The sequence below is a fragment of the Dactylosporangium sp. NPDC005555 genome, assembly GCF_040605635.1.
In the GTDB taxonomy this organism is placed as follows: domain Bacteria; phylum Actinomycetota; class Actinomycetes; order Mycobacteriales; family Micromonosporaceae; genus Dactylosporangium.
This window is the reverse complement of sequence record NZ_JBEXDG010000015.1, coordinates 33,270-49,208: the sequence shown is the minus strand read 5'-3', so window position 1 is coordinate 49,208 and position 15,939 is coordinate 33,270. Positions and strand designations below refer to the sequence as shown.

Genomic DNA, 15,939 nt, shown 5'->3' with positions numbered 1-15,939 from the left:
CGCGCGAGGACGTCGGGACTCTAGGATTTCCGCGGTGACCGTCGATGCTTCCGCCCCCGCGCCGGGGCTCGTCCGGCTGGCCAGGTGGGCGCCGGCCGTCTCCGGGCTCGCCCTGGCGCTGGTGCCGCTGCTCGGGGTCGTCGCTGCGACGTTCGCTCGTTCCGGTGTACGGGCAGCGCCGGGCGACCTGTGCGGCCTGGTGCCCGCCGGACTGCTGGGCCGGCTGGTGCCGACGCCTGGCGCGCCCCAGCGGGAGCCGTCGCGCGTCGATCTGGCCCGCTGCATGGTGTCGACGGACCGGCCGCAGCCGTCGGCCGGCTACGGCGCGCTCGTGCTGGAGGTCGAGCGCCACGGCGGCGCAACGCTGCAGAGCCCTGCGGACCGCGCGCAGGACTGGTACGCCGGCCTGAAACGCACCCGCCTCGAGGGCAGGGGCGTGAAGCCGCAACGCGTCGTCGACGTGCCCGGCCTCGGCGACGACGCCTACGTCACCACCGACGAGCCGTCAGCGGACCGCGACGGCGACCCGCGGGGTTTCGCCATCGCCACCGTCCTGGCCGGCGACACCGTCCTGACGGTCTCCTACACCGCGGAGCCGTCCACCGACGCCCTCGCGACGGCCGCCGCCGTCTCGGTCGCCCGCGCCGTGCTCGGCGGCGTGCGATGACCCGCCCGGCCATGACGCGCCGGCGGGCGTGGACGATCCTGACCGTCCACGCGGGGCTGGTCGCGCTCGCGGTCGTCCTTGCCGCGCTGCTCTGGCTCTGGACCCGCCCGGAGCGCGTCCCGGCGGCCCCGGCGGGCCCGGTCGCCGAGCTGACCGCGGATCCGTTCGTCAGCCCTCGCTGAATCGGACAGTGGCTGTACAGGGCCCCTCGACATGAGGAGTATACCGAGTATTATACCCGTCATGATATCGAGGAAGTCGAAGCGATGAGCATCCGGCACGCGTTGCTGGCGTTGCTCAGTGAGGGGCCCAAATACGGGCTCCAGCTGCGGGAAGAGTTCGAGGCGCGCACCGGTGAGGTGTGGCCGCTCAACGTCGGGCAGGTCTACACCACCCTGCAGCGGCTGGAGCGGGACGGTCTCGTGGAGTCGGACGACGACGGCGAGCCCGGGCCGCAGCGCGGGTTCCGGATCACCGACGACGGTGCCGACGAGCTGTCCGGCTGGCTGCGCACCCCGCCCAACCTGGAGTCGCCGCCCCGCGACGAGCTGGTCATCAAGGTCCTCGTCGCGATCCGGCTGCCCGGCGTCGACGTCCACGACGTCATCCAGACGCACCGGCGGTATCTGGTCGAGCTGATGCAGCAGTGGACCCGGCTCAAGGACGAGGAGGCCGACCTCGACCTCGGCCTGGCGCTCGTGGTGGACGCCGAGCTCTACCGGCTCGACTCGGTCGTCCAGTGGCTGGACACCGCCGACGGGCGGCTGAAGCGGGCCGCGCCGGAGCCGCCGCGACCAGTAAAAGGGCCGCAGATCAGAAGGAGAGCGGGGGTGCGGCGGTGAGCCCGGTGCTGGAGCTGCGGACCGTGTCCAAGACATACCTCGACGGCACCGACGAGGTGCACGCGCTGCGCGAGGTGGAGCTGGAGGTCGAGGCCGGCAAGATGGTCGCCGTGATGGGGCCCAGCGGCTCGGGCAAGAGCACGCTGCTGACCATCGCCGGCGCCCTCGAGACGGCGACCAGCGGCGAGGTCCTCGTCGCCGGGCAGCCGCTGAGCGCGATGTCCCGCGACGACCGGAGCCGGCTGCGGCGCCGCGCCATCGGCTACGTGTTCCAGGACTTCAACCTGCTGCCCGGCCTCACCGCGGCGGAGAACGTCACGCTGCCGCTGGAGCTCGACGGGGTCAAGGCCGGGAAGGCGCGCGGCGCCGGGCTGCGCGCGCTGGAGGACCTCGGCCTCGCCGACCGGGCGTCGCGCTTCCCCGACCAGCTCTCCGGTGGCGAGCGGCAGCGGGTCGCGATCGCCCGCGCGGTCGTCGGCGACCGGCGGCTGCTGCTCGCCGACGAGCCCACCGGCGCCCTCGACTCCGCGAACGGCGAGGCCGTCATGCGGATGCTGCTCGCCGCCTGCAAGCGTGGCCTGGCCGCGGTCGTCGTGACGCACGACGCGCAGCTCGCCTCGTGGGCCGACCGGGTCGTGTTCATCCGCGACGGGCGCATCGTCGACCGTACTGCGCCGCGGCCCGGACCCGAGTCGCTGCTCAGCGAGACCGGGGGGCCGACGCGGTGAGCGTCGCTGTTGACGACAGGCCGCTCGTGCTGGGCGGTGGCCACGGCGGGATGCCGGCACGCAGGGCCGTCGTGCGCTGGGCGTGGCGGCTGTTCCGCCGGGAGTGGCGCCAGCAGTCCCTCGTCCTGGTGCTGCTGACGACGGCCGTCGCGGCGACAACCGTCGGGCTCGGCCTCGCCGGTGCGGCGGCGGACCCGCAGGCCGCGACGTTCGGCACGGCGACGCTCCGGGCGTCCCTGGGCACCGCCGGCGGGGCCGCCGACGCCGACGTGGCCACGCTGCGGACCTCCTTCGGCACGGTCGAGGCGATCGACCACCAGAAGATCCCCGTGCCCGGCTCGGCGAACTCGGTGGACCTGCGTGCGCAGGATCCGCGCGGCCCGTACGGGCGGACCATGCTGCGACTGGTCAGCGGTCGCTACCCGCAGGGCCCCGGGGAGGTCGCGGTCACCGAGCCGCTCGCGAAGCTGTTCGGTCTGCGCATCGGCGGCACCTGGGACGCGGCCGGGCCGGGGCGCACGGTGGTCGGCCTGGTCGAGAACCCGCTGGACCTGCGGGAACGCTTCGCGCTCGTCGCCCCCGGGCAGCTCACGACGGCCGACCAGACAGTCGTGCTGATCCAGGCGACCCGGGCCGAGTTCGCCGCGCGGGCCAGGCCGTCCGGGATGTCGGTCGACCTCCGGGACGCGGGACAGGACCCGGGCAGCGTCCTCGTGCTCATGCTGACCACGGTCGGCCTGCTGTTCGTCGGGCTGCTCGCCGTCGCCGGGTTCACCGTCATGGCGCAGCGGCGCATGCGGTCGCTCGGCATGCTCGGCGCCATCGGTGCCAGTCACCGGCACATCCGGCTCGTCCTCGTCGCCAACGGCGCGGTCATCGGCGGTGTCGGCGCGCTCGGCGGTGCCGCCGCCGGGCTCGCCGCCTGGCTCGCGGCCAGCCCCCGGCTGGAGCCGCTGCTCGGGCACCGCATCGACCGGTTCGACCTGCCCTGGTCGTCGCTGGCGGCCGCGGTACTGCTGGCGTTCCTCACCGCGGTCTGCGCGGCGTGGTGGCCGGCCCGCGCCGCCGCGAAGGTCCCGGTCGTCGCCGCCCTGTCCGCGCGGCCCGTGCCGCCCCGGCCCTCGCACCGCTTCGCCGTGCCCGGGGCGGTGCTGCTCGCCGCCGGGCTCGGCGCGCTCGCCGTGTCGCACCAGACGAAGCCGCCGTACATCATCGGCGGCGTCCTCGGCACCGCGCTCGGGCTGCTTTTGCTCGCCCCGGTCGGCATCGCCGCCGCGGGCCGGGTGGCGCGGTCCGCCCCGCTCGCGCCACGGCTCGCGCTGCGGGACCTGGCCCGCTTCCGGGCCCGCTCCAGCGCGGCGCTGGCCGCGATCACCCTCGCCGTCGGCATCGCCGCCGCCATCGCGCTCGGCGCGTCCGTCAGCGTCGCCAAGGCGGCCGCGCCCGCCGGCGGCAACCTGCCCGCCGATCAGCTGATCGTGTGGCTCGGCAAGGCCGGGGTCAAGGGGCCGGTGCCGGAGCTCACCGCCGACCAGGCGGTCACCACCCGCCGGCAGGTCGACGCGATCGCCGCCGGGCTGAACGCCACGTCCGTGCTCCCGCTGCAGGTCGCCCTGGACCCGGACTCCCCCACCGAGCGCGGCAGGGAGCAGGGCCGCCTGGTGTCCCAGATGGGTCCGCCGCACACCAGCACGGTCGACGGGCGCACGATGACCGAATACCGCGGCGACGATTCCGACACGCTGTTCGTCGCGACCCCGGAACTGCTCGCCCACTACGGGATCGACCCGGCGGGCATCGCCCCGGACACCGACATCCTCACCCGCCGCGCCGACTACGACGGGTACGACCTTTTCACATCCAGGAACCTGACCTGGCGCCCGAAGGTCCAGCACGTGGACCTGCCCACCTTCCCGTCCCTGCCCGGTGCCCTCATCACCCCTCACGCATTGCAGACCCTGGGCTTCACCGCGATCCCCGGCGGCTGGCTGCTCAAGGTGCCACGGCCGATGACCCAGTCCCGGATCGACCGCGCCGGAGCGGCGGCACTCGCCGCCGGCCTCGAGGTGGAGACCCGTCCGACCGGCGCGGACATCACCCGCGTCGCGGCGTACGCCACCGGGGTCGGCATCGCCGTCGCGCTGGGCGTGCTCGCCATGACCGTCGGCCTGATCCGCAGCGAGACCGCCCGCGACCTGCGCACCCTCACCGCGGCCGGGGCGCGGCGCGGCACCCGCCGTTCGCTGACCGCGGCCACCGCCGGTTCGCTGGCGTCGCTGGGCGCGGTGATCGGCACCGGTGGCTCGTACCTGGCCATGCTCGCCTGGCACTTCCGTGCTCCGCACTGGCTCGGCCACCCACCGGCCGCCGCTCTCGCCGCGATCCTGGTCGGCCTGCCGGTGGTCGCGTACCTGGGCGCCTGGCTCCTCGCCGGGAAGGAGGTGTCCGCCCTGGCCCGCCAGCCGCTCGACTGACGTGCCGGCTCCGCGGCGATATCAGCCCTGCTCCCGCACGATCGCCGCCGGGTTCGGCCTCGACGACACGAGGCCGCACCCGGCGGCGGCGTCAGTCTCCGGTTCATCTACCTGCTGCTCTTCGACGACTTCGCCCGGCACGCCGGCCACGCCGACATCCTCCGCGAGCAGTTCGTCGCGCGGGGGCCGGGGATCGGCGCGTAATATCCTATTATCCAGATAGGATTGATAGCTTAATCTGGGACGCATAACGTCAGCTACGACGCGCCCCGGCACCTTGAATCGCTTACCCGGGGCCGACTCTGGACCTAATTCCTATTAAAGCGGTCGTTTGTGTGTAGATTACGGAAGGAGCGTCCGTGGCTGTCAGTCAGGTCAGTGCGCCGCCGGCGGCGCTGCGCGTCGCGGCCGGGCTGCGGCGGTTGCGGCCGCCCATCAGCGGGCGGTATCTCGGGGGGAGGTTGCTGACCGGGCTGATCGCGGTCTGGGGTGCGGTCACCCTGGTCTTCTTCGCGCTCTACTCGACCGGCAACCCGGCGGTCCTGCTCGTCCCGCCCGACGCGCCCCGCGACGAGATCGACCGGCTGACCAGGCTGATGGGCTACGACCAGCCGCTGCCGGTGCAGTACGCGAAGTTCCTCGGCAACGTCGCCACCGGGAAGTTCCCCGACTCGATCAGGTACGGGTCCGACCCGCTGCAGATCGCCCTGGCGAAGGTGCCGGGGAGTTTCGCGCTCGGGGTCACCGCGCTGCTGATCGGGGTGGTGCTCGGCGGGGTGCTCGGTTACGTGGCGGCGACGGCGAGGTCGCCGGTGGCGCGGCGGCTGCCGCTCGGGTTCGCGGTCGGGCTCGAGGCCATCCCGACGTTCTTCATCGGGATCCTGCTCATCATGGCGTTCGCGGTGCAGCTGCGCTGGTTCCCCGCCACCGCCGACGGCATCGGCGCCGCCGGGATCGTGCTGCCCGCGATCACGCTCGCCATCGCGTTCGTGCCCGTCATCGCCAGGGTGTTCCGGACCGCGCTGATCGACGTGCTGCAGGCCGAGCACATCCGCACCGCACGGGCGAAGGGGCTGCCCCGGCGCGTGATCGTGCTGCGGCACGTGGTCGCCAACGCCCTGGGCACGACGCTCAACGTCGTCGGGATCCAGGCGGGCGTCCTGCTCGGCGGCGCCGTGGTGACCGAGTCGGTCTTCAACTGGCCCGGCATCGGCCAGCTGTCCATCAACGCCGTGCAGAACCGCGACTACCCCCTCGTCATCGTCTGCGTGCTGGTCATCGCGGTCGGTTTCGTGCTCATCAACCTGCTCGTCGACATGCTCGCCGCCGTCATCGAACCGAGGTTGCGGTCATGACCGTCATCGACAAGCCCGCCGGCACCCGGACCAGACGCACCATCGGCGTCGCAGGGTGGATCGGCGCGGGAGTTCTCGCCGCCGTCGTGCTCGTCACGCTGTTCGCGCCGCTCCTCGTCGGCGACCCCCTGGAACAGGACTTCACCGTCATCCTGCGGGCGCCGTCGCACGCGCACCCGTTCGGCACCGACGACCTCGGCCGCGACGTGCTGACCCGCACCGTCTTCGGTGGGCGGACCGGCCTGGCGCTGACCGCCGTCGCGGCGGCCGTCGCCTCCGTGCTGGGGCTCTCCCTGGCGCTGCTCGGCGCGCTCTACGGCGGCTGGATCGACGGGCTGACCGCACGGCTCGCCGACATCCAGCTCGCCGTGCCGTCCATCGTCCTGGCGATCGTGGTGCTGTCGTTCATCGGCAACTCGTTCGTGCCGATCGTCGTCGTGCTCGTCCTCGGCTCGTGGGTGCTGACGTTCCGGGTCATCCGCGGGCACGCCCGGGCGGTCGTGCAGCAGCAGTACATCGAGGCGGCCCGGGTCGCCGGCGCCGGGCGCGGTGCGATCGCGTGGCGGCACCTGATCCCGAGCGTGCTGCCGCTGTTCTTCGTCGCGGTCACGCTCAGCGCGGCCTCGGCGCTGCTGCTGGAGTCCAGCCTGGGCTTCCTCGGGCTCGGCGTGCAACCGCCGGAGCCCGACTGGGGGCAGATGGTCGCCGCCGGCCGCGACACCCTGTCGACATCGCCCTGGATCGCCGTCTTCCCCGGCCTGGTCGTCGTGGTGACCGCCGTCGCCCTGCAGCTCCTCGGCGACGGCCTGGCGGAACGGTTCGTCGGCGGCCAGACCGTGCAGAGAGGAATCGCCAGGTGACCACGGCAACCGAGGCACCGAGCACAAGACGACAACCGACGAGCGTCGACACCGTCCTCGACATCCACGACCTCAGGCTCGCCGTCGATCACGGTGCGCCGCTCGTGCACGGCGTGGACCTGCGCGTGCCGGCGGGCCGCGCCGTCGGGCTGGTCGGCGAGTCCGGCTCGGGCAAGACACTGACCGCGCTCGCCGCGGCCGGGCTGCTCCCGCCCGCGATCCACGTCACCGGCGGCACGATCGCGGTCGCCGGCCGTCAGGTGCGGGACCTCACCGAACGGCAGGGCCGCGCCCACCTCGCCGCCCACGTCGGGGTCGTGTTCCAGAACCCGACGCCGTCACTCAACCCTCGGCTGCGGATCGTCAAGCAGCTCGTCGAGGCGCTGCCCGCCGGCACGCCCCGCGGCGAGCGCCGCGACCGGGTCGCCGAGCTGCTGCGCCTCGTGGGCATCGACGACATCCACAAGACCCTCGCCGCGTTCCCGCACGAACTGTCCGGCGGCCTCAACCAGCGGGTCGTCATCGCCATGGCCCTCGCCCGCTCGCCGCGGCTGCTCATCGCCGACGAGCCGACCACCGCCCTGGACGTGTCCGTGCAGAAGCAGGTGCTCGACCTCGTCGACGACCTGCGGGCGCGGCTCGGCCTCGCGGTGCTGCTCGTCAGCCACGACATCGGCATCATCTCCGACCGCACCGACGACGTGTACGTCATGGCCGACGGCGAGATCGTCGAGTCCGGCGCGACCGCCGAGGTCCTCGGAGCGCCGCGGCACGAGTACACGAGACAACTGCTGGCGGCGATGCCGGACCGGCTGGCACCGGCCCGCGCAGCGGCGAACGCCGACGACACGACGGAACTGCTCCGCGTGCACGAGGTCCGCCGGTCCTTCAAACAGCACGTGGCGCTCAAGAGCGTCGACCTGACCCTCCACAAAGGACAGGCGCTCGGGCTGGTCGGCGAATCCGGATCTGGAAAGACGACCCTCGCCCGGATCATCGTCGGCCTCGAACACGCCGACACCGGCACCGTCACGTTCGACGGCCTGCCGGTCCACCGGCAGACCCGCGAGCAGCGCCGACGCTGGCGCCGCGAGGTCCAGTACATCTTCCAGGACCCCTACAGCTCGCTCGACCCGCGGCTCACCGTCGCGCAGACCCTCCGCGAACCCCTGGAGCTCAACCATGTCGGCATCGCCCGCGGCCGGATCAGCGGCCGGATCGACGCGCTGCTGGACGAGGTCGAACTGCCCCGCGACTTCCGTGACCGGCTGCCGTCGCAGCTGTCCGGCGGTCAGCGCCAGCGGGTCGGCATCGCCCGGGCCCTGGCCAGCGAGCCTTCGCTGATCGTCGCCGACGAACCCGTGTCCGCGCTCGACCTGTCGGTCCAGGCCCGCATCCTGCGGCTGCTCGCCCGGCTGCGGGTCGAACGCGGCCTCACCTACCTGTTCATCTCCCACGACCTCGGCGTCGTGCGCCACCTGTGCGACGACGTCGTCGTGCTCCGCGCCGGCGAGATCGTCGAGCGGGGGCGGACCGACGAGGTCCTGCACAACCCCGCGCATCCCTACACCCGGTCGCTGCTCGACGCCGTCCCCGGCCGCGCCACCGCACCCCGCTCCCTCAAGTCCCTCAAGTCCCTCAAGGCAGGAACCCCGCAATGAAGGATCTCAGACGCACCCTGCTCGCCGTTTCCGCGTCGGTACTGGTAGCCCTCGCGAGCGCGTGCGCCGGCAGCGCCACCGCCGGTGACGCGGGGGCCGCACCCAAGGCCGGCGACGTGCTGCGGCTGGCGCTCTCCCGGCAGCTGACGAACATCAACCCGCACAAGGGCGGCTCCCCCGACAGCCAGGGCGCCGTCATCGGCTCGATCTACGAGTCGCTGACCCGCATCTCCCCCGACTTCAAGGTCACCCCAGGCCTGGCGACGGCGTGGAAGACCGTCGACGACCACACCTGGCAGTTCACGATCCGCACCGACGCCAGGTACTCCGACGGCACCGCGCTGACCGCCGACGACATCGTCTGGAACTTCCAGCAGCTGCTCGACCCCAACTACGCCGGCACGTCCGGCGCGCCGCTGCGCAAGTACCTCAAGTCGGTGGAGAAGACCGACGACGCCACGCTCACGTTCCGCCTGTCGCAGCCGACGCTGGACCTCCCGGGCCGGCTGTGGAACATCTACATCGTGTCGCCCGCGTTCGCGAAGACGCACAAGCTCGACACCGAGGCGCTCGGCAGCGGGCCGTACAAACTGGACACCCTCGACCTGGAGAACGGCGCGACGCTGTCGCTGAACCCCTCCTACGCCGGCACCGGACCGGCCTTCGCGAAGGTGAAGTACACGGTCCTCGCCTCCGAGGCGCAGCGCATCGCCGCACTCAAGACCGGTGAGCAGGACATCGTGCTCAACATCGCGCCGCTGTCGCTGGAGCAGTTCAAGGACTCCAAGACGTACACGACGATCCTCGGCGTCGGGCCGCAGCCGCTGGTCCTCGCCATCAACGAACGCAAGCCCGGCACGCCGCTGGCGAACGCGCAGGTCCGGCAGGCGCTCAACTACGCCACCGACAAGGAGTCCATCATCCACGGGCTGCTGAAGGACTCCGTGAAGCCGCTGCCCGGGCAGGTGCTCTTCGAGCCGTTCAACCGGGAGAACCCGAACCTCAAGGCGTACCCGTACGACCCGGAGAAGGCGAAGTCGCTGCTGGCCGCGGCCGGTTTCGGCGGCGGGATCACGATCAGCCTCGACGTCCCCGCCGGCACCTACGTCTCGGCGGAGAACGCGTCGCAGGCGATCGCCGCGCAGTGGGCCAAGGTCGGCGTCACCCTGAAGATCACCACCACGCCGTTCCCGGCCTGGCTGCAACGCCAGTACGGCAAGGACGACCAGGCCTCCGACCTCGTCTACATCATGTGGGGCAGCCAGTACCCCGGCGACACCACCGGCAACTTCGGCCCGTTCCGCAGCGACCACATCCAGAGCCACGTCGCCGCCCCGAAGTTCGACGCCCTCGGCGACAAGGCGCTGACCGCGACGGACGAGGCGACGAAGAACCAGTACCTCAACGAGGCCGCGCAGGTGTACTTCGACGAGGCGCACACGATCTTCCTCTACCCGTCGCCGTTCACCGCCGAGGTGTCCAAGGCGGTCACCTGGACCCCGAAACCCAACCGCTACCTGTACGCCCAGGAGGTCGGACGCGCATGACCGAACGGCAGCTCTTCCTCGGGGGATACGTCCTGTTCCCGAGCGGCCACTACGCGGGCGCGTGGCGGCACCCGTACTCCTCCCGTGACTGGCTCGGCCGCGGCTTCGTCCACGACCTGGCGCGCACCCTGGAGGCGGCGAAGTTCGACCTCGCGTTCGTGCCGGAGACGGTCAGCTACCGCGACGGTTTCGAACGGCACGGCCTGTCCAACGCGATCAAGCACGACCCCGCGCAGATCGCGGCGCAGATCGCCGCCGTCACCACCCACCTGGGCGTGGGCGTGACCCTGTCGACGAGCTTCAACGAGCCCTACAACCTGGCCAGGACGCTGCTGAGCCTCGACCACCTCAGCGGCGGCCGGGTGGCGTGGAACGTCATCCAGTCCAACGGTCCCGCGAACTACGCGAACTTCCCGCACGTGGAGCAGCTGTCCGGGCCGGAGCTCTACGACCGCGGCGACGAGTTCGTCGAGGCTGTCACGGCGCTGTGGCGGGCGTGGGACGGCGACGCGCTCGTGCAGGACCAGGAGACCGGTGTGTTCGTCGACACGGCCAAGGTCACCGCTCCTGACTACCGGGGCAAGTACCTGGCCGTGCGCGGGCCGCTGAACCTGCCGCCGAGCCCGCAGGGGCACCCGGTCATCATCCAGGCCGGCGACTCGCCGCGGGGCCGCCAGTTCGGGGCCCGCTGGGGCGACGTCATCTTCGCGATCGAGCGGACCCCGGCGGACCTGCGGGCCAAGAAGGACGACCTGAAGGCGAAGGCGCGGGCGCTCGGCCGCGACGCGGAGAAGATCCGGCTGTTCGCCGCCGTCCAGCCCATCATCGGCGAGACCACCGAGATCGCCCACGCCCGGCGGGACTTCCTGCGGACCCGGATCACCCCGGAGGCCGGCGTGGAGTTCTTCGCCCTGTTCTCCCGGCTCGACCTCAGCGGCGTCGACCTCGACGCGCCCTACCTGCGGGTCGTCGAGGAACGGGCGACCGAGGGGCAGGCGGAGAACCGGGCCGTCGTCCAGCTGACCGAACTGCTCGGCGCCCGCGCCGGCAGCATCACCATCGCCGACGCCGCGGTCGAGTTCTCCACCAGCGAGCTGACGCCGCAGATCGTCGGCACCGGCGAGGAGGTCGCCGAGCAGCTCGCCGACATCTTCGGCTCCGGCGCCGCCGACGGCTTCCTGATCACCCCGACGCACTTCCCCGGCTCGTTCGACGACTTCGGCCGGGCGGTCGTGCCGCACCTGCAGCGGCTCGGCGTGTTCCGCAAGGACTACACCGGCTCGACCCTGCGCGACCACCTGGGGATCGCATGACCGACCTCGTTCTTCGCAGCCGCTGCGGCACGAGCCTCGCGGCGACGTTCACACCCGGCACCGGCGACAGCGCGGTCGTCCTGCTGCACGGGTTCCTGTCCGACCGGCGGGCCGGCGGGCGCTTCGACCGGCTCGCCGACGCGTACTCGGCGCTCGGGCACGCGGTGCTGCGCTTCGACTTCAGCGGCTTCGGCGACTCCGGCGGCGACGTCGTGGACGCCGACCGGCTCCTGGAGGACGCGCACGCCGCGCTCGACCACCTCGACGGGCTCGGCTACACCCGGCAGATCCTGCACGGGCAGAGCCTCGGCTCGGGCGTGGCGCTGCGGGTCGCGCCGCAGCGGCCCCGGGTCGTCACGCTCGTGCTCACCGGCGCCCTGACCGGCGCCGGCAGCGGCGACGCGCCCTACCCGTTCCTCACCGGCGAGCAGGTCGCCGCCTGGCACCGCGACGAGGACGTCCACCTGCCGGTCGAGGGGTCGGCGGTGCGCACCCACGTCACCGTCAACCGGCGCCGGCCCAAGCTCGGCGCCACCGGCACCCAGGAGGAGCTGCTGACCGCGCTGGGGGTGCCGGCGCTCGTCGTACACGGGGACACCGGGGACCAGGAGCAGGCCCTCGCCGCGATCACGGCCCGCGGCGCGCACCTGCTGCCCGAGGGGTCGCAGGTCGTGGTCATCCCCGGCGCCACCCACACCTTCCACGAGAGCCAGGACGCCCTCGCCGAGCTCGCGACCGCCTGGGTGCGCTCGCGTGTCACCGTCGTCAACGTCGTCACTGTTGGAGCCGCCGCATGACCGCCGTCCTCAACCAGGATCTGACCGTCCTCTCCCAGGGGCTCACCGTGCCGAAGGGGTTCGGTGACACGACGCTGGTCGCCGCGACTCCCGGCGCGATCCGGCTGCTGGGTGGCATCCCGGCGCCCGAGGCCCTGCCCGTGGAGGACATCGGCCGGGCGTCCGCCGAGCTGTGGCAGGACCGCGACGCCGCGGTCGCCGGCCTGCAGTACTCGCAGTCGCACGGGTTCCTCGCGCTGCGCGGCTGGATCGCCGCCCGGGAGGGCGTCGACCCGCGCCGCATCGTCATCACCAACGGCGGCATGCACGGGCTCTCCCTGGCCGTGCTGACGGTCGTGGAGCGCGACGCCACCGTCGCCGTGGACGACCCGGTGTTCCCGCTCTTCCTGCGGGCGCTGGAGCTGTCCACGACGCGGACGCTGCCGGTGCCGGTCGTCGCCGACGGCTTCGACGTCGAGCACCTCGCCGCCCGGCTCGCGGCGAGCGATCGCATCGCCGCCGCCTACACGGTGCCGGACTTCCACAACCCGACGCAGGTGACGCTGTCGGCGCAGAAGCGCCGGGCGCTGATCGAGCTCGCCGAGCGGTACGGCTTCTACGTCATCGTCGACAACCCCTACCGCGAGCTGCGCTTCGCCGGCGAGGACCAGGGCGTCGCCGTGTTCAACGACTCGGACCGCTCGATCCACGTCAACACGTTCACGAAGACGCTCGGCCCCGGCTGGCGGCTCGGCTGGCTGGTGCTGCCCGACCACCTCGTCGACCCGGTGATCCGGCTGCGCAACCGCGTCGACGCGCACAGCGCCACGGTGACGCAGACCCTCATCGAACGGCTCGTCACCGGCGACCCGCAGTGGTTCGACCGGATCGTCGGCGCCGCGAACGCCCTGTACCGCGACCGCGCCCAGATCCTCGTCGACGAGCTGCACGCTCAGCTGCCGGGCGCGTTCTCGACCCATGCCCCGGAGGGCGGCCTGTTCCTGTGGCCACGCCTCACCGACGACACCGTCGACCCGGCGGCGCTGTACCAGCGCGCGGCCGCGAACGGCGTGGTCTACCAGCAGGGCGAGTTCTTCGCCGCGAGCCCTCAGCGCGAGTCGGCCCGGTATCTACGGTTCGCCTACGGCGACCGCACCCCGGACGAACTGCGCGAGGCGGTCCGCCGCCTGGCCCTGGCGTTCTGAGACGCCCACCCGCAGGCGCCGGCCCGGGCAGGTGCCACAGGTGAACAGGCACACGCTGCCTGGTCACCGAGCATCAGCCCGGCGGGCGCCGCCGAACACGGTCAGCTCTGCTGGAAGTTGACGGCGGTGTACCCGCAGGATGCGTGCAGGTGCAGGTAGAAGGCGCCTTCGCAGTACTCGGCGAGGTCTCCGCCGTACAGCAGGCCGATGTAGTCCATCGGCTGCTCGCAGCCGGGGCAGTCGAGGTGCTCGGCGTCCTGGATCCAGCCGGGGTGGCCGCCGAGCGTCGAGCCGCCCCACGACCCGGCGCACCACGTCGTCGCCGGCTCTCCGGTACAGCTGCGGCGGCCACAACAGGTCGAGGTCGAGCAGCAGCCCGTGATGCGGCACCAGCCGCTCCGGCGCGGCGGCGGCGATCGCGGCCAGCTCCTCGACAGCACCCTCGCGGATCAGCCCCTCGATCATCCGGGCATCCTACCCAGCGTTGATCATCCGGCCGGGCCTGTGCCGGACCGCGGCTGTCGGATCAAGGCCGGTGCGTTGCCCGCGCCGGCGTGCGGCCCTACCGTCTGCCCCATGCGGTGGCCACGGCACATCCTGACGGCCTGCCTGGCGTTCGCCGGGGCCCTCGTCCCGCTCGGCCCTGCCTCGGCGGCGCCCTGCACGGTGAACGAGTACGACACCACCAACAACCGCACCTCGATCACCTTCGACGTCCGGTATCTGGCGTGACGGCAGCCCAGCGGGATCAACGCATCCGGTCCAACCGCAGTACCGTCCGTTACGTCCGGTGACGCCCGACCTAAGATCTGCGGATGCCTGCTGAACGGTTCCGCGTCGCCGCCGCTGTGTACGGAATCCTCCGTGACGACGACGGCCGGGTGGTGCTGCTGCGGCGGGCCGGGACGAGCTTCCGGCACGGCCAGCTCAGCCTGCCCGCCGGGCACCTCGAGGGCGGTGAGGACGCGGTCGCGGGGCTCGTGCGGGAGCTGCGGGAGGAGCTGCGCGTCGAGGCCGCTCCGCACAGCTGCCGCCTCGCGCTGCTGCTGCACTCCGCACCCGAGGACGCCGACGACAGCGAGTACTTCCACCTGTTCTTCACCGTCGGGCGCTGGTCCGGCGAACCGGTCATCGGCGAGCCCGCCAAGTGCAGTGAGCTGCGCTGGGCCGACCCGGCCGCCCTGCCGCCCGACGTCGTCGACTACGTCGCCGACGCCCTCGCGGCCGTCGCCCGCGGCGAAACCCTCGCCCTGCGAGGCTGGCACTGAGCGGCCATGGCCCTGGCTGAGCGTCAGACGAGTCCGGCCTCATAGGCGGCGATCACCAGGTGGACCCGGTCGCGGGCGCCGATCTTGGCGAACAGGCGGGCGACGTGGGCCTTGGCGTGCCGCAGTCGTTCGCCACCTGGCGGCGTGGGCGGCGGCCGCCGCGGTGCTCTCCCTGCTCACGATCCGCCGTCGCGACGTGTGACAGCTCGACCTGTGGGCCGGTGGGCCGGGAGTCAGCGTGCGGCGGCCTCCGTCAGGGCGGCCGCGAGGAGGGCCCGGGCGGTGCGCCGCACGGTCTCGCCGGCCTCCTGCCTGCTCTGCCCGGCGATGTCGACCAGCCAGATCAGCGTCTCGATGCCGGTGGCGGAGCGGACGGCGATCGCGAGCGCGTGCACGTCGATGCCGGATCCGTTGCGGCGCAACGGCTCCAGGGCATGCTCGAGCCAGCCGATCGCCCGGCCCTGCCGCAGCGCCGGCCTGTCACCGCGAGGCTCGTCGAGGGACAGTCGCAGCGAGGTGCGCAACTGAGGCTCCCAGTCCAGGTTGTACTGCGTGAATGCCGCCATGAACGCGTCGAGCCGGGCGTAGGGCTCCACCGGCGCGTTTTGTCCGAGCAGGGTGTCCGGCGAGATCTGCGGGTGGGCGGCCATGAGCAGCGAGCGTTGGTTGGGGAAGTAGCGGTAGGCGGTGGTCCGCGACACGCCCGCCCGCTCGGCTGCGTCCTCGACCTGCGGCGTCGAGCCCTGCGCGAGCAGCTCCCGGGTCGCCTCGACGAGCACCTGCCTGGTCCGCGACTTCTGCCGCGTCCGTCCGGTCGTCTCATATGGTATCGCCATTGCCATGATGGTACCGTAGTCCCATAAAGCTCGCCGAGGAGGGTGCCATGATCGGCCAGGATCCCGTCGTCACCGACCCGGAGCTCTACAGCGTGCTGTTCGAGAACGATCGGGTGCGGGTGCTGCAATACCGCGACCACCCTGGCGACCGGACGCACCCGCACCGCCACCCGGACAGCGTGATGGTCACCCTCAGCACGTTCCAGCGCCGCGTTTCCAGCGGTGACCGCCGGGCCGACATCGAGCTCCCCGCCGCCCACGCCCGCTGGCTCGGCGCCCAGGAGCACACCGGCGAGAACATCGGCACGACCGACACGCACGCCGTCTTCATCGAGCTCAAGGAGCCCTCGCCCGTCCCGCCGGTGACCGCCCCGCTCGGCCCGACCCTGCGGTAGCGGGGTCCGTGT

The 15,939-nt window shown here is 72.5% G+C and carries 18 protein-coding genes and 1 pseudogene; 16 read left to right on the top strand and 3 right to left on the bottom strand.

Annotation, left to right across the window (positions count from 1 at the left end; genetic code table 11):
- The first annotated feature begins 34 nt into the window (after nucleotides 1–34).
- The 13 genes from ABZS58_RS19025 (at nucleotide 35) to ABZS58_RS18965 (ending at nucleotide 13,428) form a co-directional block, all read left to right on the top strand.
- Nucleotides 35–667 (top strand): hypothetical protein, encoded by a 633-nt coding sequence (locus ABZS58_RS19025; RefSeq protein WP_354783096.1) that lies wholly within the window; start codon nucleotides 35–37, stop codon nucleotides 665–667.
- Nucleotides 668–678: 11 nt separating this feature from the next.
- Complete coding sequence (locus ABZS58_RS19020) at nucleotides 679–849, top strand: hypothetical protein (protein WP_354783095.1); 171 nt, start codon at nucleotides 679–681, stop codon at nucleotides 847–849.
- Nucleotides 850–933: 84 nt separating this feature from the next.
- Nucleotides 934–1,509: a PadR family transcriptional regulator gene (locus ABZS58_RS19015; RefSeq protein ID WP_354783093.1), complete on the top strand. Its 576-nt coding sequence runs from the start codon at nucleotides 934–936 to the stop codon at nucleotides 1,507–1,509.
- Nucleotides 1,506–2,237, top strand: coding sequence for an ABC transporter ATP-binding protein (locus tag ABZS58_RS19010; RefSeq protein WP_354783091.1), 732 nt, complete (start codon nucleotides 1,506–1,508; stop codon nucleotides 2,235–2,237). Before ABZS58_RS19015 ends, ABZS58_RS19010 begins: the two co-directional genes overlap by 4 nt.
- On the top strand, nucleotides 2,234–4,711 hold the full coding sequence (locus ABZS58_RS19005) for an FtsX-like permease family protein (RefSeq protein WP_354783089.1): 2,478 nt from the start codon (nucleotides 2,234–2,236) through the stop codon (nucleotides 4,709–4,711). Before ABZS58_RS19010 ends, ABZS58_RS19005 begins: the two co-directional genes overlap by 4 nt.
- A gap of 18 nt (nucleotides 4,712–4,729) precedes the next feature.
- On the top strand, nucleotides 4,730–4,915 hold the full coding sequence (locus ABZS58_RS19000; RefSeq protein WP_354783329.1) for a DUF664 domain-containing protein: 186 nt from the start codon (nucleotides 4,730–4,732) through the stop codon (nucleotides 4,913–4,915).
- Between the two features lie 155 nt (nucleotides 4,916–5,070).
- Nucleotides 5,071–6,066 carry an ABC transporter permease gene (locus ABZS58_RS18995; RefSeq protein ID WP_354783087.1) on the top strand — a complete coding sequence of 332 codons (996 nt, stop codon included), beginning with the start codon at nucleotides 5,071–5,073 and terminating at the stop codon, nucleotides 6,064–6,066.
- Nucleotides 6,063–6,926, top strand: a complete 864-nt coding sequence (locus ABZS58_RS18990) for an ABC transporter permease (RefSeq protein ID WP_354783085.1) — start codon at nucleotides 6,063–6,065, stop codon at nucleotides 6,924–6,926. The genes ABZS58_RS18995 and ABZS58_RS18990 overlap by 4 nt, the downstream gene beginning before the upstream one ends.
- Nucleotides 6,923–8,587, top strand: coding sequence for an ABC transporter ATP-binding protein (locus tag ABZS58_RS18985; protein ID WP_354783083.1), 1,665 nt, complete (start codon nucleotides 6,923–6,925; stop codon nucleotides 8,585–8,587). Before ABZS58_RS18990 ends, ABZS58_RS18985 begins: the two co-directional genes overlap by 4 nt.
- Nucleotides 8,584–10,134: an ABC transporter substrate-binding protein gene (locus ABZS58_RS18980; protein WP_354783081.1), complete on the top strand. Its 1,551-nt coding sequence runs from the start codon at nucleotides 8,584–8,586 to the stop codon at nucleotides 10,132–10,134. Before ABZS58_RS18985 ends, ABZS58_RS18980 begins: the two co-directional genes overlap by 4 nt.
- Nucleotides 10,131–11,447 (top strand): NtaA/DmoA family FMN-dependent monooxygenase, encoded by a 1,317-nt coding sequence (locus tag ABZS58_RS18975; protein WP_354783079.1) that lies wholly within the window; start codon nucleotides 10,131–10,133, stop codon nucleotides 11,445–11,447. The genes ABZS58_RS18980 and ABZS58_RS18975 overlap by 4 nt, the downstream gene beginning before the upstream one ends.
- Nucleotides 11,444–12,244: an alpha/beta fold hydrolase gene (locus ABZS58_RS18970; RefSeq protein ID WP_354783077.1), complete on the top strand. Its 801-nt coding sequence runs from the start codon at nucleotides 11,444–11,446 to the stop codon at nucleotides 12,242–12,244. Before ABZS58_RS18975 ends, ABZS58_RS18970 begins: the two co-directional genes overlap by 4 nt.
- The gene (locus ABZS58_RS18965) at nucleotides 12,241–13,428 is read left to right on the top strand and encodes a PLP-dependent aminotransferase family protein (RefSeq protein WP_354783075.1); all 1,188 of its coding nucleotides are present in this window, start codon (nucleotides 12,241–12,243) and stop codon (nucleotides 13,426–13,428) included. Before ABZS58_RS18970 ends, ABZS58_RS18965 begins: the two co-directional genes overlap by 4 nt.
- Nucleotides 13,429–13,529: 101 nt before the next feature.
- Here the strand turns inward: ABZS58_RS18965 and ABZS58_RS18960 are convergent, their stop codons facing one another.
- Nucleotides 13,530–13,868, bottom strand: a complete 339-nt coding sequence (locus ABZS58_RS18960) for a hypothetical protein (protein WP_354783073.1) — start codon at nucleotides 13,866–13,868, stop codon at nucleotides 13,530–13,532.
- Between the two features lie 136 nt (nucleotides 13,869–14,004).
- Here ABZS58_RS18960 and ABZS58_RS18955 point away from each other — a divergent pair, with 136 nt between their 5' ends.
- Together ABZS58_RS18955 and ABZS58_RS18950 are read left to right on the top strand one after the other, a co-directional pair.
- Nucleotides 14,005–14,160, top strand: coding sequence for a hypothetical protein (locus tag ABZS58_RS18955; protein WP_354783071.1), 156 nt, complete (start codon nucleotides 14,005–14,007; stop codon nucleotides 14,158–14,160).
- Between the two features lie 83 nt (nucleotides 14,161–14,243).
- The gene (locus tag ABZS58_RS18950; RefSeq protein ID WP_354783069.1) at nucleotides 14,244–14,696 is read left to right on the top strand and encodes an NUDIX domain-containing protein; all 453 of its coding nucleotides are present in this window, start codon (nucleotides 14,244–14,246) and stop codon (nucleotides 14,694–14,696) included.
- A 23-nt stretch (nucleotides 14,697–14,719) separates the two neighbouring features.
- Here ABZS58_RS18950 and ABZS58_RS18945 read toward each other — a convergent pair.
- Together ABZS58_RS18945 and ABZS58_RS18940 are read right to left on the bottom strand one after the other, a co-directional pair.
- Nucleotides 14,720–14,809 (bottom strand): annotated as a pseudogene (locus tag ABZS58_RS18945) (DNA-binding response regulator); the annotation flags it as partial.
- Between the two features lie 120 nt (nucleotides 14,810–14,929).
- Entirely contained in the window at nucleotides 14,930–15,532 is a 603-nt protein-coding gene (locus ABZS58_RS18940; protein WP_354783067.1) for a TetR/AcrR family transcriptional regulator, read from the bottom strand.
- Nucleotides 15,533–15,579: 47 nt separating this feature from the next.
- Between ABZS58_RS18940 and ABZS58_RS18935 the strand changes: the two genes are divergently transcribed.
- Entirely contained in the window at nucleotides 15,580–15,927 is a 348-nt protein-coding gene (locus ABZS58_RS18935; RefSeq protein ID WP_354783065.1) for a cytoplasmic protein, read from the top strand.
- Nucleotides 15,928–15,939 lie beyond the last annotated feature (12 nt).